The organism is Hydrogenophaga sp. LT287 (genome assembly GCF_055702805.1).
Window position 1 is genome coordinate 107372 of sequence record NZ_JBVPZC010000010.1, and the last position, 25565, is coordinate 132936.

The following is a 25565-nucleotide window of genomic DNA, read 5'->3' on the forward strand; positions in this document are numbered from 1 at the left end:
GAGCACCTGAAGACCGTCAGAGATTGCCCCAGGTGGTGGTGTCTGGCTCAACCGCCTGCACCGGCAGCGTGAAGTAAAACGCAGCGCCTTTGCCCACGGCGCCCTCGCCGCGCACGCTGCCACCGTGGCGCTGAACGACACGGTGCACCGTGGCCAGGCCCACGCCGGAGCCCTCGAATTCGTGGTGTGCGTGCAAGCGCTTGAACGGTTGAAACAGCTGCTGCGCGTAGGCCATGTCAAAGCCGGCGCCGTTGTCGCGCACGCAAAATTCCAGCATGCCCCGCTCGTTGCGGGTTTGTTCAAGCGAGATGTGCGCCTCGGGCACCAAACCGGTGTATTTCCAGGCGTTGCCCAGCAGGTTTTGCAGCACCGCCCGCATCAGGCCCGGGTCGGCCTGCACCTGCAGGCCTTCTTGTATGTGCCAATGCACTTGGCGCTGGGGGTCGCTGCGGTCCAGCTCGCTGGCGATGGACTTGGCCATGTCGCCCAGGCTCACCGTTTCCTGGCGAAGGTGCGCGCGGCTGAGGTGGGACATGGACAGCAGGTCGGAAATGAGTTGCCCCATGCGTTTGGCGGACTCCTGGATGCGCAGCAGGTACGAGCGGCCTTCGGCCGAAAGGCCCTCGGCGCCCTCTTCTTCCAGCAGGCTGGCAAAGCCATGGATACTGCGCAGCGGCGTGCGCAGGTCGTGCGACACGCTGTAGGCAAACGCTTCGAGCTCGCGGTTGAGGGTGGCGAGTTCGCGGGTGCGGTCGGCCACGCGCAGTTCCAGTTCGTCGTTCAGCCGCTGCAGCTCGGCCTGCGCGGTGCGAATTTCGGTGATGTCCTGCACCGTGCCCACGCTGCGCACCGGGCGGTCGTCGGCGTCAAACTGGATCACGCACAGCTCACGCACGTACTTGCAGCGGCCGTCGGGAAACAGCAGGCGGTGCACCACGTCGTAAGGCGTACGTGTTTGCATAGACGCCACGTAGGCGGCTTGCACGAGCTTCCGGTCGTCCGGGTGCACGGCCTGAATGAAACCTTTGTAGGTGGGCACAAAAGTGGCCGGGTCGAGTTCAAAAATGCGGTACACCTCGTCCGACCAGATCAGCCGATCGTTGAGCAGGTCGCCTTCCCAATTGCCCAGGCGCGCAAGCTGCTGGGCTTCTTTCAGCCGCGCTTCGCTGTCTTGCAGAGCGGCCTGCGTGCGCTTGCTTTCGGTGATGTCTTGCAGGGTGAACTGCACCAGCGGCTGCCCGTCAGAGTCAAAGCGCATCAGGTGCACTTCGGCGTCCCACAGCTCGCCGCTGGGTCGCTGGTGGCGCCATTCAAACACGATGGACTTGGACGCCATGACCTGCGCCAAGTGTTCGTCCACCAGTTCGGCCGAGGGTCTGCCGTTGGGCTGCACGGGGGCAGACACCGACTCGGGCGTGGCGGCCAGCACCTCGGCGCGGTTGTTGAAGCCATAGATGGCGCTGGCGGCGGGGTTGCAGTCGATGAAACGCCGGGCCACGGGGTCAATGACCACGGTCGGCACATGGGAGCTGTCAAACAAGCGCATGCGCAGGGCTTCGCTGGCGGCCACGGTGGCCTGGTTGCGCGCCAACCGCAGCTGCAACCCAATGATCAGGGCGCCACCCGCCAGCACCAGCAAGCTCAGCGCAGCGGCCACACTTTGGTTGCGCTGCAAAGCAGGCGCCAAAGGCCCCAGCACCGATTCGTCGGCCAGGCCAATGACGACCACCAGGTCGGACACGGGTGAACGCTGCCAGCCGTAGGTGCGGGACGCACCGTCCAGCAGGCCTTTGAGCTTGAAGATGCCGCTCGCCATGGAGGTGTCCACAAGGAACGGGCGGTCCGGTGGCAGGCGCTTGCCCATGGCACCCGGGTTGTCCCGGCTGCGCGCCATAAAGTGGCCGTCTTTGTGCACCAGGGCGACCACGTCCTGGGGGGACAGCTGCAGCGCCGCGAGTTTGCTGGCCATGAAGTCGGACGAGACCACCATGTTCAGCGTGCCGTCAAAACGGCCATCTCGCAGCAGGGGGCGGCTCACAATGAACAACCAGCGGTTGGTGAGCCGGGAGGCCACCGGCGCCCCGATGTGCAGCTGGTCCACACCCGAGCGCTGGGCCTTGAAGTGCTCGCGGTCGCCCACGTAGGTACCGGACTCCAGGCCCAGACTGTTGTAAACGACGTAGCCTGCGGCGTTCACCACCGCCACGTGCGACACGAGCCCGGCCGGCAAGGTCTCGATCACGTCGCGGGTCTGGGCGGTGAAGCGGCCCGCATCACCCCGCAGCCACTGGCGGCGCAGGTCTTGCAATGCCAGGTCCACGGTGCTGAGCAGACCGTCCACCTGGCCGGCCATGGCATCGGCCAGGTGCAGGCTGCGCTGCTCGGCTTGCAGCAGCACCTGTTCGCGCAGCAGGGTCTGCGAGCGAACCGACTGCCACCACAACACGGTCGCAGCCAGGCACGTGAACAAAGCCACCAGCACCGCAAAAGAATGCAGACGGTTCTTCAAGGCCACGTTCCCCAGTGAAACCGGTCAGCAGTCAGCCAGGACAGATGCGCTTGGACCATTGTTTTTTTGTTGGGGTGGCGTGGGTACCTGCCGACGACCCGGGTGGGGGCCTGAGCAGGCGAATGGGTGCATTCTCTCAAGAATCGCGGTTTGCTGAAGCCGCGATAACCCCCGAAGAGCCACCCCATTTTGAGCCGTGAAAAGCCCTGGAGGCCTGGCAGGCTGAGCGTGCGCTGAGGGGCGCGGCAGAAAAGGCAGGCCAGCGCAAACCACGGCCCAGCGGCTGAGCGGGGGTGTTTTGAGGTGGTGAGCGGACACGCCCGAAAGCCTTCGCTCTCAGTGCGCCGCAGCCAGAAAATCGTCGCGCAAATTGCACAATATTTTCTTGCCCCGAGAGCCCCGACTGGATGCCGCCAACCCTTGCGCCAGCAGCGCGTCGTAACCCTGGCGGCCTTGCAAGGCGGATGCGCCGGGCGCCACAAAGCCCATGGCCCAGCCGCTGAAACTGCGCTCGGCAATCGGCCCTTCCCACATCTTGTACATCTGCTGGTGCCGCGGGTCTTTCCAGATCGCGTCATACAGCGCCGTCACCTCGGCCTCTTCGCCCTCGATCAGCTGCAAAAACTCTTGCCCGTGATACAGCAGCATGCCGGTGATGCCGTGGCGTTCGTTGTAGACGCGCGCCTCGTCCAGCAATTGGGTGAGGGCAGCCGTGTCCATGGACTGGCTGGCCAGACTGACATAAATGATTTCGTGCAGTGCCATCGCTTGACTTTCGTTGAACCGCCCGACCCGGCCGCGGCTGGACGCCGCTCTGTCTATCCATGAAACATGAGCAGCGAATAATCGCACCCGCCCAATACCCCTGTTTGCGCCAGATCAAATGGCGCTGCCGGGCTCCAGAAAAAAAGAAAAACCCGTGCAAAACATGCAAACCTTTGATGGACAGTGGGCACCGCATGAATACCTATGCGTGACGTATCGGCCATTGGCCCGCAAGATTGAGCCGCAGGCCCGGGCGGCTACCATCTAGGCATGCTCACCTTGACCTCTGAAGCCGCTCGGGCGGCCCTGCCTTTTGACCGCCTGATTGCTGCGCTGCGCGAACACTTCACCAGCACCTGCGAGGTGCCGTTGCGCCATGTGCACGAGATCGCCAGCCCTGGCGGCGGCAAGATCACCTCGCTCATCATGCCGGCCTGGTTGCCTGGCCGTTACTACGGCGTGAAGATCGTCAACATCGCGCCGGGCAATGCCGCTGAAGGCCTGCCGGGTCTGCATTCGGCCTACCTGCTGTTTGACGCGCGCACCGGCGTGCCGCTGGCCCAGATTGACGGCGACCAGATCACCACACGCCGCACGGTGGCGGCCTCTGCGCTGGCCGCCTCTTACCTGGCGCGTGCCGACGCACGCCACCTGCTGGTGGTGGGCGCGGGCGCCGTGGCGGCCTTGCTGCCCGAGGCCTACCGCACGGTGCGCCCCATTGACCGCGTGACGGTGTGGGCGCGCCGCGCCGACGAAGCCCAGGCGCTGGCGGCGCGCTGGCGCCAAGACGGTCTTGACGCCAGCGCCACCACCGATTTGCCCGCGGCCTGCGCACAAGCCGATGTGGTGAGCTGCGCCACGCTGGCCACCGAACCGGTGGTGCGCGGCGCGTGGCTGGCGCCCGGCTCGCACCTGGACCTGATCGGCAGCTTCACCCCGGCCATGCGCGAAGCCGACGACGTGTGCTTTGAAGACGCGCGCGTGTTTGTGGACACCGAAGAAGCGCTGCAAAAAAGTGGCGACCTCATTGGCCCGCTGTCGCGCGGGGTGCTGCGGGCCGACGACGTGCGCGGCACCCTGACCACGCTGTGCAAAGGCATGGCCACCGGGCGCAAAACACCCACCGAACGCACGGTGTTCAAGTCGGTGGGCACCGCGCTGGAAGACCTGGCGGCGGCGGTGCAGGTGTACGAGGCGGCACGCGGCTGAAGGCGCCAGCAGGCACCGGCATGCAGCTCAGAGCGGCCAGGCCACCAGCAGCAGCGGCAGGCTCACGGCAATCACCAGCAGCTCCAGCGGCAGGCCCAGGCGCCAGTAGTCGCCAAACTGAAAACCGCCCGGCCCCAGGATCAGGGTGTTGTTCTGGTGCCCGATGGGGGTGAGGAAGGCGCACGACGCGCCGATGGCCACCGCCATGAGGAAAGCATCGGGATTCACGCCCAGAGCGCCCGCGGTGCCGATGGCGATCGGGCACATCACCGCCGCCGTGGCCGCGTTGTTCATGAGGTCGGACAGCGTCATGGTGACCACCAGCACCAGGGCCAGCGCCATGACCGGATGGCCTTGCGCCACGCCGTCCATGAGCGCGTGCGCGAGCAGGTCGGCGGTGCCGGTGGTGGTCATGGCGCCGGCCACCGGAATGAGTGCCGCCAGCAAGGTGATGACGGGCCAGTCGATGTGCTCGTACACGCTGCGCGGCGGCACGGTGCGCAGCACCAGCGAGGCCAGCACGCCCAGCGCAAACGACACAGCGGCCGGCAGCCAGCCCAGCGCCGCACCCAGCACCGCGAGCGCCATCACGCCCACCGCCAGCCGGGCTTTGCGGGGGCTGGGCATGTGCAGCTCGCGTTCGGCCAGCGGCACGCATCCCCGGTCGGCGGCAAACGCCAAAATAGCCTCGGCCGGCCCTTGCATCAGCAGCAGGTCGCCCACATGAAAGGGCCATTCCCGCAGCCGGCGCCGGGCCCGGCTGCCCTGGCGTGAAACCGCCAGCAGGTTGATGCCGTAGCGCGTGCGCAGCTGCAGGTCGCTGGCCGACAGCCCTTGCAAACTCGCGCCGGGCAGCACCGCAAGCTCCATCAGCACAATGTCGCGCGCTGCGTCGGACGGCGCCACGTCGGGTTCAGCCGGTTCGGCCGCACGGCCTTCTGCGGCGTTGTCTGCAGACGAGGCCGCTGGCGCCGCCAGTGCTGCGGCCCGGGCTTGCGGTGCGTCGGCCTCGGGTTCGGCCGCGTCCTGCACCGGGCGCTTGGCCTCTTCCAGTTTCAGGCCCAGGCTCGACAACAGGGAAGACAGGGCGTCGGCCTCGGCCTCCACGATCAAAATGTCGCCGGCCTGCATGTGCCGGCTCGGCGTGGGCGCGTTCACCCGCACCTCGTTTCGCACCAGGCCCACCACCTGCGCACCAGCGTCGTCGAGCTGCTGTTCGATCGCGTGCAGCGTCAGGCCCACGCATTTGCTCTCGGCGGGCACGCGCACTTCGCTCAGATAGGCGCCGGTTTCAAAGCCTTCCAGCGCCACCCGCTGACGCGCCGGGACCAGGCGCCACCCCACCAGCGCCACAAAGGCGGTGCCGAGCAAGGCCACCGCCAGCCCCACCGGGGTGAAGTCGAACATGCCGAAGCTGCCCACCCCGTTCTGCGCCCGAAAGGCCGAGACGATGAGGTTGGAGGGCGTACCGATCAGCGTGGTCATGCCGCCCAGGATGGTGCCGAACGCCAGCGGCATCAGCACGCGGCCGGGCGGCATGTCCAGGCGCCGCGCCAGCTGCAGGGCCACCGGCATCAGCAGCGCCATGGCGCCCACGTTGTTCATGAAGGCCGAGAGCATGGCGCCCAGGGCCACCAGCGCCGCCAGGCTGAGCGTGGGGCCGGCCTCGCGCGGGAGCACGTAGCGGGCCATCGCGTCCACCGCGCCCGAGGTCTGCAAGCCCCGGCTGAGCACCAGCACGCAGGCCACCCTGATCACCGCCGGGTGACCGAAACCGGCAAACGCCTCGCCCGCAGGCACCAGCCCGCCCAGCACACAGGCCAGCAGCCCGCCCACCGCCACCATGTCGTGGCGCCAGCGCCCCCACAGGAACAGGCCGATGGTGACGGCCAAGATGACAAGAATGAGGACCTGGTCCTGGTGCATGAAGCTCCCGTCTGGTGTGGTGTTTCGCGCTGGATGGACCCTAGCAAACCAATGGATGTTGGACCCTGACCCGGCGCAAGACAGCGCCGTGCCGCCGTCCAACGGGCGGTTTCACGACCGGCCCGGCGGTGCGCTGGCGCCAGGCTGCTGGCCAAGCATGTCCCGCATGCGCCGGCGCAGCGCTTTGTCGCGCCGCTGTTCTTCGTCCCAGTCGTCGCGCACACCGCGCCACAGGGCCACGGCCATGAGCACGATCACCAGCGTGAAGGGCAGCGCAAACACGATGGTGGCGGACTGCACCGCCTTGAGTCCACCGGCCAGCAGCAGGCTGATGGCGATGGCCGACACCAGCACGCCCCAGATGATCTTGACCCGCGCACTGGGATTGGCCTGGCCGCCGGTGCTCATCATGCCCAGCACCAGGGTGGCGGAATCGCCCGAGGTGACGAAGAACACCAGCACCAGCACGGTGGCAATGCCCGAGAGCAAGCCAGACAGGGGCAGCGTGTCGAACATGGCGAACAGGGCGGTGGACACGTCCGCGCCCACCGCCTCGGCAATCGGCAGGCCCTGCATGATCTCCATGTTCAGGGCGGTGCCACCGAACACCGAAAACCACACAAAGGCGGCCAGCGTGGGCGCCAGCACCGTGCCCAGAATGAATTCGCGGATGGTGCGCCCGCGCGACACACGGGCGATGAACAGCCCCACAAAAGGCGACCAGCTGACCCACCAGGCCCAGTAAAAAACCGTCCAGCCGCTGACCCAGCCGCTGTCGCGAAACGGCGTCATGCGCAGGCTCATGCGCACGAACTCGCTCACATAACTGCCCAGCGTGTTGGTGAAGGTGTCGATGATGGCCACGGTGGGGCCCATCACGAAAATGCCCAGGGTGAGCAACGCGGCCAACGCCAGGTTGGCACTGGACAACCACTTGATGCCCTTGGTGACGCCGGTGACGGCCGACGCCAGAAACAGCACTGTGGTGACCACAATGATGCCCACCTGCGAGGCCTGGCCGACCGGAAGGCCAAAGACGGCATTCAGGCCGCTGTTGATTTGCAAAGCCCCCATGCCCAGCGAGGCCGCCACCCCGAAGGCGGTGGCGATCACCGCCAGCACATTGACCACGGGGCCCAGCTTTTGCAGCGGCGCCCAGGGCAAGGCTTGCACCGCGGTGCTGACGAGCGCCGGGCCACCCCGGCGAAACTGGAAAAAGGCAATGGCCAGGGCCACGATGCTGTAGACCGCCCAGGGGTGCAGCCCCCAATGGAAAAAGCTGTAGCGCATGGCGGCGGTGGCCGCCTCAGGGGTGTTGGGGGCGATGCCGGGCGGTGGTGCGCCGTAGTGCGAGATCGGCTCGGCCACCCCCCAGAACACCAGGCCAATGCCCATGCCGGCCGCAAACAGCATGGCAAACCAGGCCCCAATGGAGAACTCGGGCTCGTCGTCTTCGCCGCCCAGCTTGAGGTCGCCATAGCGGCTGAACGCCAGCACAACCGCCATGATCACCAGGCCCAGCACCACCCACAGGTAGAGCCAGCCGAAGTCGCGGGTGATGGCGGTGAGCGCGGTGTCAAACACCGTGCCCAAAGAGGCGGGCGCGATCACGCCCCAGAGGACGATGGCCAGAATGAGTCCGGCCGATATGACGAGTTGCATGGGAAATCTCCTCCTGAAAACTTGCCGCCTGTGGGGCGCTTGGCAGGGCGCTTTGTACGGCGCCCTGTGCTGCGCTTTCGCGCGCGGCGGTGATGGGAAAAGTCGAGGGCAGCCCGGCCCGATGTGGCCATGGCGCCCGACTGGGGTGGCCACACCGGTGTGGCCAGCTCAGCCAGCGCCCGCGCCGTGCGAGCCGTTGAAGGGGTGCCGCTGAAGAAGCGCCCCACTTTACCGGATGCGCGCGTACAAAAAACCCACTGCGCTCAACCGACCATGAAGAGCCGCTGGGGAGCGACCGTCAGGTAGCCCAACGGCTCACTCGCCGCTGTCGATCGGGGGCAGCCGGTGTGTGGAGGCGGCCACCATGCCCTGCACGCGCGCCTGCAGCTGGTTGATGGCGTGGTCCAGTTGCTGGCGCTCGGCGGGTGACAGCGCGCTGGCGATGTCGCGGTTGATGGCGGCGACCCGCGGAAAGATGGCCTGGTACACGCGCCGCCCCTCGTCGCTGAGAAACACATGCACCTCGCGCCGGTCAGACAGCTTGGGCTGGCGCCGGATGAGCTTTTTCTCTTCCAGTCGGGTGAGTGTGCGCGAGGTGCGCGCGCGGTCCAGCATGGCGTGTTCGGCCAGCTCGCTGGAGAGCGCGCCCTCGTGTTCGGACAAAAAGGACAGCACCCGCCACTCGCGCCGCGTCAAACCAAATTCGTGCTCGCACACCTGCACCACCAGGCGGCTGGCGGTGATGTGCACGCGGTAGAGCCGGTACAGCAGCAGGTCGGTCTGAACCTGGGGGTCGGTAAGGCGGTCTGGAATGGTCGGCTCCTGAAGGCAAAACGGTGCCTGGGCACCCGTCAGGGAAAACACCTGCTTTGATTGATTTCTGCAATTGATTGTCCCTGCATAGCATCGGGGTCTGCACCGGGTAACACCCGATTTGTCCAAGCCACCCAGGAGACATCCCCCATGAACCGACACTGGATACTTTGCGCTGCCCTGGCGTCGACCGCGCTGCTGGCCCCCACCCACGCCACGGCCCAGGACAAGACGCCGCTGAAGATCGTGGTGGGCTTCCCGCCCGGCGGGTCGGCCGACACGCTCACCCGGCTGGTGGCCGAGGCCCTGCGCGAGCGCTATGCCCCCGTGGTGGTGGAAAACCGACCCGGCGCGGGTGGGCGCATTGCGCTCAACCAGGTCAAGCGCGCCGACCCGGACGGGCAGACCGTGATCCTGCTGCCGAGCGGGCCCATGGTGCTGTTTCCCCATGTTTACAAAAAGCTCGACTACAACGCGGTGACCGATTTTTCGCCGGTGTCGCTGCTGGCGCGCTTTCAGTTTGGCGTGGTGGCTGGGCCGTCCACACCGGCCAAGTCGGTGCAAGACATGATTGCCCGCGCCAAGGCCGAACCCGGCAAGAGCAGCTACGGCACGCCCGGCCTGGGCACGCTGCCGCACTTCATGGGCGTGCTGTTTGAGCAAAAGGCCGGCGCACAGCTCAACCATGTGCCGTTCCAGGGCGGCGGGCCAGCCAACAACGCGCTGCTGGGTGGCCACATCGACTACAAGTTCGACGTGGTGTCGGAAACCGCAGAGTTCCACCGCTCGGGCAAGGCCCGCATCATCGCCGTGACCGGCAGCCAGCGCGACCCGCAGGTGCCCGAGGTACCCACGCTGCGCGAAGCCGGCATCGACATGGAGGCCACCGCCTGGTTTGGCGTGTACGGCCCGGCCGGCATGAACCCGGCCGCCCAGAACCGCCTGAGCCAGGCGTTTGCCCAGGCACTGAAGCAGCCGGCGCTGCGTGAGCGCTTGCTGGGCCTGGGCTACGAGCCGGTGGGCTCGACCCCGGCTGAGCTGGCCAGCGCCCAGGCGAGCGACCTGAAGCGTTGGGAAGGGCCGATCAAAGCCACCGGCGTGCAACTGGACTGAGCGCCCGCCGGCATGGGCCGGCCGCTGAACCTAAACGACCAAAACACCCCACCTACCGATCCGTTTTCACCCGCACTGGACCCCCTGACATGAACCGCTTTCGCCGCACCACACTCGCCACCCTCACCGCTTCGCTGGCGCTGACGCTGCTGGCCTCGCACGCACTGGCCCAGCCGGCGTACCCGGCCCAGACCGTCACGTTCGTGAACAACTTTCCGCCCGGCGGGCCGTCCGACATCCTGGCGCGCTCGGTGGCCGCGGTGCTGCAAGAAACGCTGAAGCAGCCCTTTGTGGTGGAAAACAAGGCCGGTGCTGCCGGCAACCTGGGCGCTACCGCCGTGGCCAAGGCACCCGCCGACGGCTACACCGTGCTGTTTGGCATCGACACCGTGTTCACCGTGAACCCGCACCTGTACCCGGCCATGCCGTTCAAAGGCGCTGATTTCAAACCGGTGGTGATCATGGCGTCGTCGGGCTTGCTGCTGGGCGTGAACCCGCGCACGGGCATCAAGACCTTTGGCGACCTGCTGAGCCAGGGACGCACCAAGACCCTGAACTTCAGCTCGGCCGGCAACGGCAGCCCGGGCCACCTGGCTGCGGCCCAGCTGGGCACCAGCACGCCGGTGAAGACATCACACATTCCCTACCGGGGCAACACACCGGCGGTCACCGCGGTGCTGAGCGGCGAGGTGGATGGCGGCATCCTGGCCACGCCGGGCATGCTGCCCCACGTGCAAGCCGGCAAGATCACCGCGCTGGCGGTCACCAGCGCCCAGCGCTCGCGGCTGGCGCCGCAGCTGCCCACCGTGGGCGAACTGGGCCTGAAAACGCTGGAGCAAGAGGTGCTGTACGTGGTGATGGTGCCCGCCGCCACGCCCGATGCGGTGGTGCAGACGCTGGCCAACGGCATCAACGCCGCGCTCAAGCGCCCCGAGCTGCAGGCCCGCATGAACAGCCTGGACCTGTTTTTTGAAGGCACCACCGGTGCCGCCGCTGCCCAGCGGCTGGCCAGCATGTCGGCACGCTACGGCCAGATTGTGCGCAACACCGGCATGCAAGCGAACTGAAAACTGGCCATGCCCATGCAACGACCCAACATCATCTACATCGTCTCGGACGACCTGGGCTTCGCCGACCTGGGCTGCTACGGCGGCCGCGAAGCACCGTTTGGTGCCGTGTCGCCCCACATCGACGCGCTGGCCGCCGGCGGCCTGCGCCTGACCGAGGGCTACGCCAACTCGCCGGTGTGCTCGCCCACGCGCTTCGCGCTCATGAGCATGCGCTACCAGTACCGGTTGCGCGGTGCGCTCGAAGAACCCATCAACAGCCGCAGCAAAGGCAGCGCCACGCTGGGCCTGCCGCCTGAGTTGCCCACCCTGCCCTCGCTGCTCAAAGAAGCCGGCTACCGCACCGCGCTCATCGGCAAATGGCACCTGGGCTACCCGCCGCATTTCGGCCCGCTGCGCTCGGGCTACGAAGAGTTTTTCGGCATCATGGCCGGCGGGGTGGACTACTTCACCCACTGCAGCAACAACGGCGACCACGACCTGTTCATTGGCGAAGAAACCCACAAGGAAGTGGGCTACCTGACCGACGTGTTTTCCCAGCGGGCGGTGGAGCACATCCACCAGCGCGCCGCCGACGCCAAGGCCGGTCAACCCTTTTTCCTGAGCCTGCACTACACCGCGCCACACTGGCCGTGGGAAACGCGCGACGACGCCCATGTGGCGCCCGAGGTGGCCAAAAACCTGTTTCACCTGGACGGCGGCAACGTGAACAGCTACCGCAAGATGATCCACCACATGGACGAGGGCATTGGCTGGATCATGGCGTCCCTGCGCGAACACGGGCTGGACGACAACACGCTGGTGGTCTTCACCAGCGACAACGGCGGTGAGCGCTTCTCCGACAACTGGCCACTGGTGGGCGGCAAGATGGACCTGACCGAGGGCGGCATCCGCGTGCCGTGGATCGCGCACTGGCCTGCCGTGGTGGCGCCTGGCAGCACCAGCGCGCAGCACTGCATGACGATGGACTGGTCGGCCACGATGCTGGCGCTGGGCGGCGGCCAGCCCCACCCCGACTACCCGCTGGACGGTGTTTCGCTGGCGCCGATGCTGCGCGACCCGGCGCACCGCTTCGAGCGGCCCATGCACTGGCGCATGAACCACCGGGGCCAGCGCGCCCTGCGCGACGGCGACTGGAAATACCTGATGGTGGACGGCCACGAATACCTGTTCAACATACCGGCCGACGAACGCGAGCGCGCCAACCTGGCCCAGCGCGAGCCCGAGCGGCTGGCCCGCATGCGGGACCAGTGGCTGGCCTGGAACGGCACCATGCCGCCCATTCCGGAAGACGCCACCGTGAGCCTGGGCTATTCCACCCAGCACATGCCACAACGCTGAGCACCATGCGCCCAGACCGCGCGCGGGAAGCTACGATCGACGCATGAACCGACTGCGCCGTTTTCTGCCGTTTCTGTCCTGGCCCCGCCCCAGCGGGGCGGTGCTGCGGGGCGATGCGCTGGCCGGCATCACCGTCGGCCTGATGGTGATCCCGCAGGGCGTGGCCTATGCGGCGCTGGCCGGCATGCCGCTCATCACCGGCATTTATGCGTCCATGCTGCCGGCGCTGATCGCGGTGCTGTTCAGTGGCTCCATGCGCCTGTCGGTGGGGCCCACCGCCCTCACGTGCTTGCTGGTCAGCGCCTCGCTCACCGGCATGGCCGCGCCGGGCAGCGCGCAGTGGATCGAGCTGGCGGTGTGGCTGGCGCTGCTGTCGGGCCTGGTGCAGGTGGTACTGGGCTTTGTGCGTTTTGGCTGGCTGCTCAACCTGGTCAACGCGCCGGTGCTGATGGCCTTTACCCAGGGCGCGGCGGTGCTCATCATCGCGTCGCAATTGCCGGCCCTGCTGGGTCTCACCGGTGGCTGGGCCGCGCTGGCGCAGCCGCAGCAGATGCACCTGCCGGCCATTGCCTTCGGGCTGGGTTCGGTGGCTTTTTTGCTGATGGCCCGGCGCTGGCGGGCCACATTTCCGTCGGTGTTGCTGCTGGTGGTGGTGTCGGCCGGGGTCAGCGCGTGGGTCGGGTTTGAGGCCCACGGCGGCGCGGTCATTGGCCAGCTGCCGCAAGGGCTGCCCACCTTTTACACACCGGCCTGGCCCGGCTGGACCACGCTTGGCCAGCTGCTCTTGCCCACGCTGGTGATCAGCCTGGTGAGTTTTCTGGAAACCGCGTCCAGCGCCAAGGTGGACAGCAGCCGGCGCGGCCAGCGCTGGGACCAGGACCAGGACCTGATTGGCCAGGGACTGGCCAAACTGGTGGCCGGGTTTTCGGGCGCTTTTCCCACCAGCGCATCGTTTTCACGCTCGGCGCTGCTGCTGCACAGCGGCGCCCAAACCGGCTGGGCCACGGTGTTTTCGGTGGCGCTGGTGGGGGTGGCGCTGGTGCTGCTGACACCGCTGCTCAAGCATGTGCCGCTGGCCGTGCTGGCGGCGGTGGTGGTGGTGGCCGTCATGGGGCTGATTCAGCCGGTGGCTTTTGTCCGGCTGTGGGCCCTCTCCCGGGTGGAAGCGGTCATTGCGGGCACCACGTTTGTGGTCACCGTGCTCACCGCGCCGCAGCTTTACTGGGGCGTGCTGGCCGGGGTGTTGATGGCGCTGAGCCATTTTCTGTACCTGCGGCTGCACCCGCGCATTATTGAAGTGGGGCTGCACCCGGACGGCAGCCTGCGCGACCGCCACCTGTGGCACCTGGCGCCACTGGCACCGGCCACCTACGCCCTGCGCATGGACGCCGCGCTCGACTTTGCCACCGCCAGCGCCTTTGAACACGCCGTGACCCGCTACCTCACCGAGCACCCAGGCACACAGCATGTGGTGCTGATTGCGCACCCCATCAACTGGATCGACGCGACCGGCGCCGAGGGGTTTGGGCGGCTGCAGTCGGTGCTGAATGAGCAAGGTGTGACGCTGCATGTGGTGGGCATCAAGCTGCCGGTGGAAACCGTGCTGCGCGCGGCGGGGCACCTGACAGACGGGCCCCGGCTGCGCCTGTACCGCACCGAGGCCGACGCGTTGCGGGCTGCGCCCACCTGGCACTCAACAGCTGAAGGCAGCGCGGCCAAGCCGCTCACCCCGGCCTGAGAACACGTTCGCCGCAACAGCGCCCATCAGGCTGCGAGCGGCTGCGCCATGGCGTGGTGCACAGAGGCGCTGCGCTTGGCCATAGGCCGGCGTGTGCGGGACACGGCGGGCTCGTCCAGGTGGCGGCGGGTGCTGCGGGCAAAGCGCTTGAGCCCTTCCATGTCCAGTATCTCGACCTCGCGGTCCGACACGTCGACCATGCCCAACGCGGCCAACGCACTGAACGAGCGGCTCACGGTTTCGTGCGCCACGCCCAGCAGGCTGGCGATTTCACGGCGGCCCATGCGCAAGTGGAACCGGCGTGGCGACTGCCCGCAACCCGCCATGCGGCGCGACAGCTGAATCAGAAAACGGGCCAGCTTCACTTCAGACGCCACCGCCGCCAGCAACTCGACCAGCTCGCGGCTGCGCGCCAGCGTCATGCTGCCAGCGCGCTGCAGCGACAAACCAAACGACGGCATGAGCTGCGAGAGCGCAAACACGTCGCGCTTGAGCACCACGTACACACTGGACTCTTCGAGCGCCGACACAGCCGTGGGGTAGCTGTCCATGCACAGCGCGTCAAAGCCCAGCACCTCACCGCGAATGGCAAAGGCCAGCACCTGTTCGTAGCCGTCTTCGTTGGTGCGGAAGATCTTGAAGGTGCCTGCACAGACGAAAAAGAGGGCGTCGGCCGGCGTGCCTTCGTGGGCCAGGCTTTCACCGGCATGCACCCGGCGCAGCACCATGGGCATCTGGGCGGCGGCACTCAGGTCGGCCCCCTCCACACCCAGCAGCTGAAGCAGGTCGGCAAAGCTGGTGTGGTGGTTCTTGAGCGGCGTGCGGCACACACCTGCTTCACCCAAGGGCTTTCCGGTTCCGTTCTGCAGACTGACTGACATGGTGGTTCTCCGATAGGTTTGCGGCTAATGCCCTACACACAACCCCTAGCATGTGTGAAACCTCACGCGCCATCCATCGGAACATCCCACAGCGAAGCACCAGAAAACCGCCCGGTCAGGCGTAAGAAAAATCCTACAAAACGACAGCAACCACCCGATTTTTTGAATCACAACGTGTGAATTTGAGCGGCAAATCGCATTATTTCAGGTCGACCGATCTATGATGAAAAAATGCCCTGGGCAGTATGACGCTGTCGGGGCGGGACTGCTTTGGCGCCTGGTGCCTGGCGCCCGACCGAACCGCCTTGGCACCACGCAACCGACCAACCCGCATGCAAGCTCTTTTCGCCCACCCGACGTTGCACGACCTGGCTTTGCGCGCGCAATTCAGTGCCCTGCACGCTGCGCTGGAAGGGATCGTGACCTTCGACGCGGCGATGCGCATCGTCATGATCAACCCGGCCGCACAGCGCATGTTTGGCCTCACGGTCAACGAGGCCCTGGGCCGAGATCTGTCCACCCTGATTCCCGAGCGGTTGCGCGCTGCCCACGCTGCGCATGTGCAGCATTTTGCGCAGTCGGACGTCATCGAACGCCCGATGGGTCAGGGCGGCAAACTCTTCGGCCTGCGAGCCAACGGCGAAGAGTTTCCCCTGGAAGCCGCCATCTGCAAGGTGACGCTGGCCCACGGCGGCAGCCACACGCACCACTACACCGCACTGCTGCGCGATCTGAGCGAAGAGCACAAGCTCACCGCCGTCATTGAGCAACTGAACCAGCGGTTGCGGGCGCTTTTTGACCGGGCACCCGTGGCCATCTGGATCACCGAGGGCGAGCGTGTGGTGTTTGCCAACCATGCGTGCGCCACGCTGTTTGGCGTGGACAACCGCGAGTCGCTGATTGGGCTGCCCATTTACAGGCTGCTCAGCCCACCATCGCACCCCGGCGTGCGCGAAAAGGTGGCGCAGGCCTTTGCCAGCCAGCAAGAGGTGTCAACCGTACACAGCGAAATCGTGCGACCCGACGGCAGTCTGCGCGAGGTGGAGCTGGTGGTGGCCGCCCTGCCCGACCACGAACGCACCTTTGTGCAAATGGTGATCACCGACGTGACCGCGCGCCTGCAGGAAAAGCGCGACCTGCTGCACTCGCGGCGCACCCTGCGCGAACTCTCAGCCAGCCTGGTGGAAGCGCGCGAAGAAGAGCGCCGGCGCATTGCGCGCGAACTGCACGACGAGCTGGGCCAACGGCTGACCGCACTCAAACTGGAGCTGGCCGCGCAGCAACAAGACAGCGGCACCGAAGCACCCACCGAGCGTCTGCAAGCCATGATGGACATGGTGGACGACACGGTGACCGCCGTGCGCCGCATTGCCATGGACCTGCGCCCGCCGATGCTGGACGACCTCGGTCTGCACGCAGCCATTGAATGGCTGACGCGCGACTTCGAACGGCGTTCGGGCATCCAGGTGACGCTGCGCCTGGTGGAGAGCCCCGAGCCGATTCAACAAAACATTGCCACGGCGGTTTACCGCATCGTGCAAGAGGCGCTGACCAACATGGCGCGCCACGCGCGTGCTTCACAGGCCGTCATCTCGATTGAAACCCGAGGCCGGCGTCTGCAGCTGGTGGTGGAAGACGACGGCCAGGGTTTTCCGAAAGACCCGTCCACAGCGCCGCGAGGCTCGTTTGGGCTGATCGGCATGCGCGAGCGGGTGCACATGCTGGGCGGCCAGATCACGCTGAAAAACGCAGCCTCGGGTGGCGCCCGGCTGGTGGTGCGCCTGCCGCTGCAGCCCAATGGCGCACTTGACCCGGGAGCCCCGCTGGAGGAGCATGATTCCCCAGCGCAAGACGACCCGGTGACGGCCCTGCGCGACATTCGGAGCTGAACCATGCGACGCCATTCCACCCACCCCAGCCCCCACAAGACACATCCGACACACGACCTGGAACAGGCGCTACAGCAGCACCAGGTGGAGCTGGAACACCAGAACGACGAACTGCGCCGCACCCAGAGCGACCTGGCCGCCGCGCGGGACCGCTACCTGGACCTGTACGACTTTGCCCCGGTGGGCTATCTCACGCTGGACACCGATGGCCGCATCCTGGAGGTGAACCGCACCGGCGCCGAGCTGCTGGGCATGGCGCCGCAGGCGCTCAAGGGCAACGGCCTGGGGCGCTTCGTGATGGCGGGCGACAGCGACCGCTGGCAACAGTACCTGCAGCATGTGCTGGCCACCGACGGCCTGCAGCGCGTGGACCTGGGCCTGGCGGCAGAGGACGGGCACCAGTGGTACGGCCAGATCGACAGCCTGCGCACGCCCCTGGCCGATGGCACGCACGCGCTGCGTGTGACGCTGGCCGACATCACCGAGCGCCTGCGTGCCGACATGGAACGCCGCATTGCCGCGCTGGACAACGATGCGCGCGAGGCCGAACGCCGCCGTGTGGCGCTGGAACTGCACGAAAACCTGGGCCAGACGCTGAGCGTGCTCAAGCTGGACGTGGCCCACATGGCGAGCATGAGCGATTCGGCCACCTGCCGCGAATGCGCCAAGACCACGCTGGCCGCGCTGGACGAAGCGGTGTCCACCGTGCGCCGCATCACCGCCGACCTGCACCCGCCCATGCTGGACGACCTGGGCCTGAACGCCGCCCTGGAATGGCTGGCCAACGACACCGCCCGCCGCGTGGGCCTGCAGCTGAGCCTGGCGCTGGGGCCAGAAGCGCCGCCCCTGGCACCGGCCACTGCGCTGGCGGTGTACCGCTTTGTGCAGGCGGCTTTGTCGCACCTGCTGCAACACACCGACAGCACCGACGTGCACCTGGAAATGCAACGCCAGCCCGATGCGCTGAAGCTGGTGATGCAGGCGCGCGGAACCGTAGGCCCGCTGACCCCGCACACCGACACGCAGCCCCACGATGGCCAGATTCTTCAGCACCGCGCCCGCTTGATGGGCGGGCGCTTGATGATCGACGCCGCACGCGACCGCTCGGGCTGGCTGAGCCTGTACCTGTCGTTGCCCATGACGCAGAACGAGCAGGGCCTGTGCCAACACATGGAGGCCTTGGCATGAACGAAGACACGTTGCAACCCACGCTGCGGCTGCTGCTGGTGGACGACCACACGGTGGTGCGCGAGGGGCTCAAGCGCTTGCTGGACCCGCAGGCCCGGCAATGGAGCATCACCGAAGCGGGCACCGGCTTTCAGGCGCTGGAATGCCTGCGCCGCCAGCCCTTTGACCTGGCCATCGTCGACCTGTCCATGCCCGGCATGACGGGCATGGACCTGATCGCCCGCATCAAGGCCGAGTTTCCTGCGGTGGCGGTGCTGGTGCTCACCATGCACGGCGAAGAGCAATACGCCATGCGCGCGTTTCAGGCTGGTGCCAAGGGCTATGTGACCAAAGACAGCGCGTCCACCGAGCTGGTGGCGGCGGTGCGCAAGGTGGCCACAGGCGGGGTGTTTGTGTCGGCGCACCTGGCCGAGCGGGTGGTGCAGCAGCTCAATGGCCAGCGCAGTGCGCCGCGCATCAACGTGTTGTCCACCCGCGAGCTGGAGATCTTGCAGCGCATCGTGGCCGGGCAGCGGCCGGTGGACATTGCCGAGTCCTTGCACCTGTCCATCAAGACCGTGAGCACACACAAGCGCCGCATTCTGGAAAAACTGCAGCTCGACAGCACGGCAGCGCTGATCCGTTTCGGCCTGGAACACAACCTGGGCAAAAACGATCTCGGCATGGCCCTGCACCCCGAGGACTGACCTTGGGTTCAACGCGCGCCGTGCGCCCTTTCAAGGCCGGCGCGACGGCGCGAAATGCTGTTCAAACCAGCTGCCCGCAAAAGCCGCCACGCTGCCCAGCGCGCCGGGCTCGGCAAACAGGTGCGTGGCGCCCGGCACCACCTCCAGCCGCTTGGGGGCGCCCAGGCGGCGAAACGCCTGGCGGTTGAGTTCGAGCACTTCCTGGTCCAGCCCGCCCACAATCAGCAAGGTGGGGGCTTGCACCTCGGGCAAGCGGTCCATCACCAGGTCGGGGCGGCCGCCGCGCGACACCACGGCCGCCACCCGCTGCGGCATCTCGGCCGCCGCCAGCAGCGCCGCTGCGGCCCCTGTGCTGGCGCCAAAAAGGCCCAGGCGCAACCCCGCCAAGTCAGGCCGCTGGTCCACCCAGCGCACCGCCTCCACCACACGCCGCCCCAGCAGGGGAATGTCAAACACCAGGCGGCGGTCTTCGGCTTCGCGCACGGTGAGCAAGTCAAACAGCAGCGTCGCCAGCCCGTGCTGGTGCAGCGCCCGCGCCACCCACCGGTTGCGCGGGCTGAAGCGGCTGCTGCCACTGCCGTGGGCAAACATCACCAAGCCTTTGGCATGGGGCGGTACCGACAAATCACCTGGCAAAGACGGGCCTTGCAGGTTGACCGACTCGACCGGCGTCTCGCTGTCCGGGCTGTCGCCGGTGCCCGTGCCCCACCCCCGGTCGGTGTCACGAAAAAACAGGGACTCTGCTGTCATGTTGGTTTCACTCCCGGGGGTGAACAGACCACCGCAGCCACCCCCAAGCAGCGATTTTTCTCCTCAGCACCACCCGGCCATTGATTGCGCGCAACGCACAAGCAGTCTTTCAAAAACAGCCCTCCAGACCGCCCGTGGTGCCGTTACCGTGTCGGTGTGAAACGCCATACCGTTGTGCCACCACCTCTCTTCAGGCCCATGCCACGTCCAGACCCTCTGCCCCCGAGCCAGCTCTACAACACCTGCGACCCGGCTGCGCTGGGTTTTGCCACCACCAGCGAGCTGGGCGAGCTGGACGCCGCGCAACTGCACCCGCGCGCGCTGGAAGCCCTGCACCTGGGGCTGGACATTCGCAACCATGGCTACAACCTGTTTGTGCTGGGCGAAACCGGCAGCGGGCGCCATGCCATCGTGCAGCAGCTGCTGCAGGCCGAGCGCCGAGACGGTGTGCCGCCCAACGACTGGTGCTACGTCTACAACTTTGACAACCCCAGCAGCCCCAACCTGCTGCACCTGCCCTGCGGGCGGGGTCCCACGCTGCGCGACGACATGCAGCACTTTGTGCAAGAGCTCACGCCCGCCATCAACGCGGTGTTTCAGGGCGACGAATACCGCAGCCGCGTGGAAGCCATGCAGGAGGAAGAAAAACGGCGCGAGGTGAGCGCGCTGCAAAACCTGGGCGACGAGGCCAACAAGCTGGGCGTGGCGCTCATGCGCACCCCCGCCGGCTTTGCCTTTGTGCCCATGAAAGACGCTGAAAACACCATGACGCCGGAGGACGTGGAGAAGCTGCCCAAGGCACGCCAGGACGAGCTGGCCGAACACATCAAGCACCTGCGCGAGGCGCTGCACCAGCTCTTCAACACCTTCCCGCGCTGGCGCCGCGACACGCAAAACCGGCTCCGGCAGGCCGGCAGCGAGGCCCTGCGCGAAACGGTGGCCCACATGGTGGACGAGCTGCGCCCGCGCTACGCCGACCTGCCCCACGTGAGCGCCTACCTGGATGCGGTGCTGCAAGACATCATTGAGTCGGGCGAGTCGCTGCACGAGACCTCGCACGCCGAAGGCGACACCGAAACGACCACGCTGTCGGGCACCATTTCCGTGCAACGCTACCTGGTGAACCTGCTGGTGGACAACCCGGCCGACGGCCAGCGCCCGGTGGTGTTTGAAGACCACCCCACGCTGCAAAACCTGGTGGGACGCATTGAGCACTACATGCACATGGGCACGCTCATGAGCAACTTCACCCTCATCCGCGCCGGCGCGCTGCACCGGGCCAATGGCGGCTTTTTGCTGCTCGATGCGGTGAAGGTGTTGTCGCAGCCTTACGCCTGGGAAGGGCTCAAGCGCTGCCTCAAGGCCGGGGTGGTGCGCATCGAATCGCTGTCCGACCTGATTGGTCTGAGCAGCACCGTGCAGCTGGAGCCCATGCCCATGCCGCTGGACCTGAAGATCGTGCTGATTGGCGAGCGGGTGGTGTATTACCTGCTCAGCCAGTACGACCCCGAATTTGTCTCGCTGTTCAAGATCAACGCGGACATGGAAAGCGAGATTGCCCGCAACCCCGACAACACGGCCGCCTACGCCCGCCTGATCGCCACACTGGCGCGGCGCGAGCAGTTGCGCCCGCTGTCGGCCGGGGCGGTGGCGCGGGTGATTGAACACGCCTCCCGCCTGGCCAGCGACGCCCAGCGCCTGACCACCCAGACCCAGCCCATGGACGACCTGATGCGCGAGGCTAACCACTTTGCCGCGCGCGACCAGGCGCTGGTGATCGAGCGCGCGCATGTGCAAGCCGCCATCGACGCGCACCGCCACCGCCACGAGCGCATCCAGCTTCGCTACCGCGACGAGATTGTGCGCGGCCAATTGCTGGTGGACACCGACGGCGCCCATGTAGGCCAGGTCAACGGGCTGGCCGTGGTGCCCCTGGGCGACAGCAGCTTTGCGCACCCGGTGCGCATCACCGCCACCGCGCGCGTGGGCGACGGCGAGGTGGTGGACATCGAGCGCGAGGTGAAGCTGGGCGGACCGATCCACTCCAAAGGCGTGTTGATCCTGTCGTCTTTCCTGGCCTCGCGCTTTGGCCGGCAGGCGCCGCTGTCGCTCAAAGCCAGCCTGGTGTTCGAGCAGTCGTATGGCGGGGTCGAGGGCGACAGCGCTTCCCTGGCCGAGCTCACGGCGCTGCTGTCGGCGCTGGCCGAACTGCCGCTGAACCAGGCACTGGGCGTGACCGGCTCGGTGAACCAGTTTGGCCAGGTGCAGGCGGTGGGCGGCGTGAACGAAAAGATCGAAGGCTTCTTTGACATTTGTGCGGCGCGCGGCTTGACCGGGGCGCACGGCGTGCTGCTGCCGGCCAGCAACGTGTGCCACCTGATGCTGCGCCAGGACGTGGTGGACGCGGTGCGCGCGGGGCGGTTCAACGTGTGGCCGGTGCGCACGGTGGACGAAGCGCTGACGCTGCTCACCGGCGTGGACGCCGGCACCCTGGACGCCCAGGGCCAGTGGTCAACGCCCGATTCGGTCAACGCCCGCGTGGCGGCCGGGCTGGCCCAGCTGGCGCAGGTGCGCCAAGCGTTTCTTCATCCCAAGGAGGCGGCCAAAGCAGCTGAGAAGGCCGCCGAGCAAGAAGCGATGCACGAAGCCGTGCAGCACATGGGCCCAAAACCGGGCGCCGGCTGAACGGTGCCCGTGGCGCCCCCGGCAGCGTCACACCCGGGTGTAGGCCAGGCCCGAAGCCACACCCCCAAACAGGTCGCCTTCCACCAGCGGCACGCTGGGGAATTCGGCCTGCAAGGCCCGCTGAAACGGCCGCAAGGCCGACGAACCGCCGGTGAGGTAAATGGCGTCAAGCGACGCGTCGGTGAGGCCCGCTCGCTGCACACAGGCGCGGGCGCAGGCCACGGTGCGCGCCAGGAGCGCGCCCAGGTGCTCGCGCATGTCGGCCGTGTCCAGTGAAGCCAGCAAGTCGGGTTCCACGCACGACAAGTCCACCTGCGTGGCGCCGTCGCTTTGCGAACACCGGATCTTGGCCTGCTCCACCTCGTGCGCCACATGGTGGCCGGCGCGCTCTTTCAGCACCGTCATCAGCCGCTCGTGCAAGCGCGGGTCGGTGTAGTTCACGCGCAACCCCTGGGCCTGGCTCAGCGCGCGGGGCAGGTACAGCCACTGGATCAGGTGCCAGGTGGACAGGTCAAAAAACGTGCGGCTGGGCACTTCGCGCTGCTGCGGCCCCAGGTGGCGGTAACCCAGCAAAGGCATCACCCGTTCCAGGCTGAGCTTCTGGTCAAAGTCGGTCCCGCCAATGTGCACGCCGGTGGTGGCCAGCACATCGCTGGCGCGGTTGGCCAGCGCCATGCGCTGCGGGCCCAGGCGCACCACGGTGAAGTCCGAGGTGCCGCCGCCCAGGTCGACCACCAGCACCAGGCTCTCGCGCGTCAGGCGGCGCTCGTAGTCCAGCGCCGCCGCAATCGGCTCCAGCTGAAACGACACTTCGTCAAAACCGACCGACTGCGCCGCCTGCAGCAAGGAAGCCTGCGCGAGCGCGTCGCGCTCGGGGTCGTCGTCCACAAAATGCACCGGCCGGCCCATCACCACGCGGGTGGGCGCTTCGCCCAGCGCGTGGGCGGCGCGTTCGCGCAGCGCGTCCAGAAAGGTGGCCACGATGTCCAGAAAGCTCACCTGCTGGCCGTTCACCTCGGTTTTTTCCATCAGCAGCGGGCTGCCCAGCAAGCTCTTGAGCGAGCGCATCAGCCGGCCTTCGGTTCCGCTCAGGTACTGCGCCACCGCATCGCGACCAAAGTGGGTCAGGTGGTCTTCAGCGTTGTAAAAAACCGCCGTGGGCATCGACACCGCGTCGCCTTCCAGCGGAATCAGGTGCGCCGTGTCGTGCACATCGGCCCAGGCCATGGCCGAGTTGGACGTGCCGAAATCAATACCAAGCGTGCCGTTGAGCGAAAGCGTCATGTGGAAAATGAAGAAGCAAGAGAAAAGCCCGCAGCTTTTTCAAGCTGCGGGCTTTCTTTTTTGGTGCGGCTGGCAGGAATTGAACCCACGACCCCTTGGTTCGTAGCCAAGTACTCTATCCAACTGAGCTACAGCCGCGAAGCACGCAATTCTACACAGGAATTGGCCCAGGATGATCTGGACATGCGCTTGAGCGCTCTGCAACGTGCACACGGCACGTGGAAGGGCCTGGGTGGACAGGCAGGAATGCGCGGCGCATGAGCCCGTCGCGGCGCATCGGCGTTGCGCTGCGATCGATTGGCAGCCTGCGTCTCGACGCGGACGAAGGCGCTGTGTTGCGTGTACTCAATCGGCAACCCCCGGTCCATCTGGATGATGTCGATTGGATTGACAGCAGCAATGCAGGGCTTGGGCCGGCCCCATGCGCGCACATGACCCCCAAAGCGACACACATTCGGCACATCGAAGGGCCCGCCAGTTGGCGCAGCCGGGCGCTCACAACGCTGCTGCGCGTCGCCTCACACGGGCGCTTGCGGCAAGACGTTGACTTGGCAGCCTTGCGCCAGCGCTATGAAGCGTTCGATGCCCGGCATGCGCCGGTGGAGCCTGGCATGGTGCGCGAGGCGGTGCAGTGCAACGGCGTCGCAGCCGAGTGGGTCAGCGTGCCAGAGAGCCGGCCCGACCGCACGCTGCTTTACTTGCACGGTGGATCGTTCGCCTTTCGGTTCCCCAACACCCATGCGGCTTTTGCCGCCCGCATGTGCCGACTCTTGGGTGCCCGCGCATTGGTGCCCGACTACCGCCTGGCACCCGAGTACCCCTTTCCCGCCGCGCCAGACGACTGCCAGACCGTCTACCGCTGGCTGCTGGCCAGCGGTTGCCCACCACACAGCCTGGTGGTGATGGGCGACTCGGCCGGCGGCTGCCTGGCGCTGGTCACGCTGACCCGCGCACGCCAGGCCCACGACCCGCAACCGGCTTGCGCTGTGTTGCTGTCACCCGCCGTGGACTGCACGTTCGACAGCCACAGCATGTCCGACAACGAAGGCCGCGACCCGATGTTCCGCCTGAGTGACCTGCTGGTGCTGCGTCGCCAGTATGTGCCGTCGCCCTACCTGTACACGCATCCCGAGGTGTCACCCCTGTTCGCGGATTTCGATGGCCTGGCGCCGCTGCTGCTGCAGGTCGGCAGCAACGAAATGCTGCGCGACGAGGCCATCCGCACCACGAACAAAGCCCATGCGGCGGGGGTCGACGTCGAGCTGGAGCTCTGGCCCGACATGCCCCATGTGTTCCAGGTCGCACCCTTCATCCCAGAGTCCGGCCGAGCGCTGCACCACATTGCGGACTTTGTCGCGGCGCGCACCGGCTGGGTCCTGGCAAACATGGACGGTGCGGCAGACGCTACGGCGCAGCCTCAACCGGTCACAAGGCCGGCCGCCCCGCCCTGAGGTACACGGCCTGGCGTCAATCGACCCCACGCACAGGAATACGCCGACCACGCTCGCGATCTGTTCGCGGCATGTCGATGCGCAACACGCCGTCGCGATAGCGGGCCTGCGTGCGCTGGGCATCCACAGCATGCGGGAGGGTCAGATCGCGCCGGAAGCTGCCATAAGCACACTGCAACAGCCGGTAGCTGCCATCGCCGCTCTCCTGTTCGAAGTGCTTCTCCCCCGACACACTGAGCGTAAGCGATCAATAGACCGCACCCCTTGCACAGTTTCCTATTTCAGCCGCTGCGCCCGTTGAGACACCAGGGCAGCAAGGCCTCATAGTCCTCGACGGTCCTGGCCCGAGGAAGCGCCACCAGCAGCGAGCGCAGGTACTGGTACCCATCGACGCCGTTGACCTTGCAGGTCTCCAGCAACGAGTACAGATTGGCGCTCGCGTTGGCGCCGGCCACGGTGTCGGCAAACAACCAGTTGCGTCTTCCGATGACAAACGGACGGATCGAATTCTCACAGCCGTTGTTGTCTATGGGGTAGAGACCGTTGGTGACGAAGCGCTCCAGCTTGGCCCACTGCGAGGACAGGTAGTGCAGCGCCTTGCCCAGCAA

Annotated in this window: 20 protein-coding genes and 1 tRNA gene; 10 read left to right on the forward strand and 11 right to left on the reverse strand. The window is 66.8% G+C overall.

Going from position 1 to position 25565, the window contains the following annotated elements; translation table 11 throughout:
- Positions 1 to 16 precede the first annotated feature (16 nt).
- Together AC0GNR_RS10235 and AC0GNR_RS10240 are read right to left on the reverse strand one after the other, a co-directional pair.
- A complete protein-coding gene (locus AC0GNR_RS10235; protein ID WP_472900854.1) occupies positions 17 to 2509 on the reverse strand; it encodes an ATP-binding protein in 2493 nt (830 codons plus the stop codon).
- A gap of 336 nt (positions 2510 to 2845) precedes the next feature.
- On the reverse strand, positions 2846 to 3274 hold the full coding sequence (locus AC0GNR_RS10240; protein ID WP_472900855.1) for a BLUF domain-containing protein: 429 nt from the start codon (positions 3272 to 3274) through the stop codon (positions 2846 to 2848).
- Between the two features lie 270 nt (positions 3275 to 3544).
- Between AC0GNR_RS10240 and lhpI the strand changes: the two genes are divergently transcribed.
- Positions 3545 to 4483 carry a bifunctional Delta(1)-pyrroline-2-carboxylate/Delta(1)-piperideine-2-carboxylate reductase gene (lhpI, locus tag AC0GNR_RS10245; RefSeq protein WP_472900856.1) on the forward strand — a complete coding sequence of 313 codons (939 nt, stop codon included), beginning with the start codon at positions 3545 to 3547 and terminating at the stop codon, positions 4481 to 4483.
- A 27-nt stretch (positions 4484 to 4510) separates the two neighbouring features.
- On the opposite strand, the gene AC0GNR_RS10250 is transcribed toward lhpI, so the two are convergent.
- The 3 genes from AC0GNR_RS10250 to AC0GNR_RS10260 all read right to left on the reverse strand — a co-directional run bounded on the left by AC0GNR_RS10250 (position 4511) and on the right by AC0GNR_RS10260 (position 8935).
- The gene (locus AC0GNR_RS10250; protein WP_472900857.1) at positions 4511 to 6409 is read right to left on the reverse strand and encodes an SLC13 family permease; all 1899 of its coding nucleotides are present in this window, start codon (positions 6407 to 6409) and stop codon (positions 4511 to 4513) included.
- Between the two features lie 111 nt (positions 6410 to 6520).
- Positions 6521 to 8071 carry a BCCT family transporter gene (locus AC0GNR_RS10255; RefSeq protein ID WP_472900858.1) on the reverse strand — a complete coding sequence of 517 codons (1551 nt, stop codon included), beginning with the start codon at positions 8069 to 8071 and terminating at the stop codon, positions 6521 to 6523.
- A 315-nt stretch (positions 8072 to 8386) separates the two neighbouring features.
- The gene (locus AC0GNR_RS10260) at positions 8387 to 8935 is read right to left on the reverse strand and encodes a MarR family winged helix-turn-helix transcriptional regulator (RefSeq protein ID WP_472900859.1); all 549 of its coding nucleotides are present in this window, start codon (positions 8933 to 8935) and stop codon (positions 8387 to 8389) included.
- A gap of 99 nt (positions 8936 to 9034) precedes the next feature.
- On the opposite strand from AC0GNR_RS10260, the gene AC0GNR_RS10265 reads away from it, so the two are divergent.
- The 4 genes from AC0GNR_RS10265 to AC0GNR_RS10280 all read left to right on the forward strand — a co-directional run bounded on the left by AC0GNR_RS10265 (position 9035) and on the right by AC0GNR_RS10280 (position 14143).
- Complete coding sequence (locus AC0GNR_RS10265; RefSeq protein WP_472900860.1) at positions 9035 to 9997, forward strand: Bug family tripartite tricarboxylate transporter substrate binding protein; 963 nt, start codon at positions 9035 to 9037, stop codon at positions 9995 to 9997.
- An 89-nt stretch (positions 9998 to 10086) separates the two neighbouring features.
- A complete protein-coding gene (locus AC0GNR_RS10270; protein WP_472900861.1) occupies positions 10087 to 11064 on the forward strand; it encodes a Bug family tripartite tricarboxylate transporter substrate binding protein in 978 nt (325 codons plus the stop codon).
- 15 nt (positions 11065 to 11079) lie between these two features.
- Positions 11080 to 12405 carry a sulfatase family protein gene (locus tag AC0GNR_RS10275; protein WP_472900875.1) on the forward strand — a complete coding sequence of 442 codons (1326 nt, stop codon included), beginning with the start codon at positions 11080 to 11082 and terminating at the stop codon, positions 12403 to 12405.
- 43 nt (positions 12406 to 12448) lie between these two features.
- The gene (locus AC0GNR_RS10280; protein ID WP_472900862.1) at positions 12449 to 14143 is read left to right on the forward strand and encodes a SulP family inorganic anion transporter; all 1695 of its coding nucleotides are present in this window, start codon (positions 12449 to 12451) and stop codon (positions 14141 to 14143) included.
- Between the two features lie 26 nt (positions 14144 to 14169).
- On the opposite strand, the gene AC0GNR_RS10285 is transcribed toward AC0GNR_RS10280, so the two are convergent.
- Entirely contained in the window at positions 14170 to 15024 is an 855-nt protein-coding gene (locus AC0GNR_RS10285) for a Crp/Fnr family transcriptional regulator (RefSeq protein WP_472900863.1), read from the reverse strand.
- Positions 15025 to 15356: 332 nt separating this feature from the next.
- On the opposite strand from AC0GNR_RS10285, the gene AC0GNR_RS10290 reads away from it, so the two are divergent.
- The 3 genes from AC0GNR_RS10290 to AC0GNR_RS10300 are packed head-to-tail and all read left to right on the forward strand — an operon-like array spanning position 15357 to position 18787.
- Complete coding sequence (locus AC0GNR_RS10290; RefSeq protein WP_472900864.1) at positions 15357 to 16913, forward strand: PAS domain-containing sensor histidine kinase; 1557 nt, start codon at positions 15357 to 15359, stop codon at positions 16911 to 16913.
- Between the two features lie 3 nt (positions 16914 to 16916).
- Positions 16917 to 18101: a PAS domain-containing sensor histidine kinase gene (locus AC0GNR_RS10295; protein ID WP_472900865.1), complete on the forward strand. Its 1185-nt coding sequence runs from the start codon at positions 16917 to 16919 to the stop codon at positions 18099 to 18101.
- Complete coding sequence (locus AC0GNR_RS10300) at positions 18098 to 18787, forward strand: response regulator (protein WP_472900866.1); 690 nt, start codon at positions 18098 to 18100, stop codon at positions 18785 to 18787. Before AC0GNR_RS10295 ends, AC0GNR_RS10300 begins: the two co-directional genes overlap by 4 nt.
- Positions 18788 to 18817: 30 nt before the next feature.
- Here AC0GNR_RS10300 and AC0GNR_RS10305 read toward each other — a convergent pair whose 3' ends face one another.
- Positions 18818 to 19537, reverse strand: a complete 720-nt coding sequence (locus tag AC0GNR_RS10305) for a dienelactone hydrolase family protein (protein WP_472900867.1) — start codon at positions 19535 to 19537, stop codon at positions 18818 to 18820.
- 198 nt (positions 19538 to 19735) lie between these two features.
- Between AC0GNR_RS10305 and AC0GNR_RS10310 the strand changes: the two genes are divergently transcribed.
- Positions 19736 to 22222: a Lon protease family protein gene (locus AC0GNR_RS10310; RefSeq protein ID WP_472900868.1), complete on the forward strand. Its 2487-nt coding sequence runs from the start codon at positions 19736 to 19738 to the stop codon at positions 22220 to 22222.
- A 27-nt stretch (positions 22223 to 22249) separates the two neighbouring features.
- Here the strand turns inward: AC0GNR_RS10310 and AC0GNR_RS10315 are convergent, their stop codons facing one another.
- Positions 22250 to 23506: an Hsp70 family protein gene (locus AC0GNR_RS10315; RefSeq protein ID WP_472900869.1), complete on the reverse strand. Its 1257-nt coding sequence runs from the start codon at positions 23504 to 23506 to the stop codon at positions 22250 to 22252.
- A 61-nt stretch (positions 23507 to 23567) separates the two neighbouring features.
- Positions 23568 to 23644 (reverse strand) — tRNA-Arg (locus AC0GNR_RS10320).
- A gap of 293 nt (positions 23645 to 23937) precedes the next feature.
- On the opposite strand from AC0GNR_RS10320, the gene AC0GNR_RS10325 reads away from it, so the two are divergent.
- On the forward strand, positions 23938 to 24957 hold the full coding sequence (locus tag AC0GNR_RS10325) for an alpha/beta hydrolase (protein WP_472900870.1): 1020 nt from the start codon (positions 23938 to 23940) through the stop codon (positions 24955 to 24957).
- 16 nt (positions 24958 to 24973) lie between these two features.
- On the opposite strand, the gene AC0GNR_RS10330 is transcribed toward AC0GNR_RS10325, so the two are convergent.
- Together AC0GNR_RS10330 and AC0GNR_RS10335 are read right to left on the reverse strand one after the other, a co-directional pair.
- Positions 24974 to 25189 (reverse strand): Hsp20/alpha crystallin family protein, encoded by a 216-nt coding sequence (locus AC0GNR_RS10330; protein ID WP_472900871.1) that lies wholly within the window; start codon positions 25187 to 25189, stop codon positions 24974 to 24976.
- Positions 25190 to 25238: 49 nt separating this feature from the next.
- On the reverse strand, positions 25239 to 25565 hold a 327-nt coding region (locus tag AC0GNR_RS10335; RefSeq protein ID WP_472900380.1), incomplete at its 5' end, for an IS66 family transposase.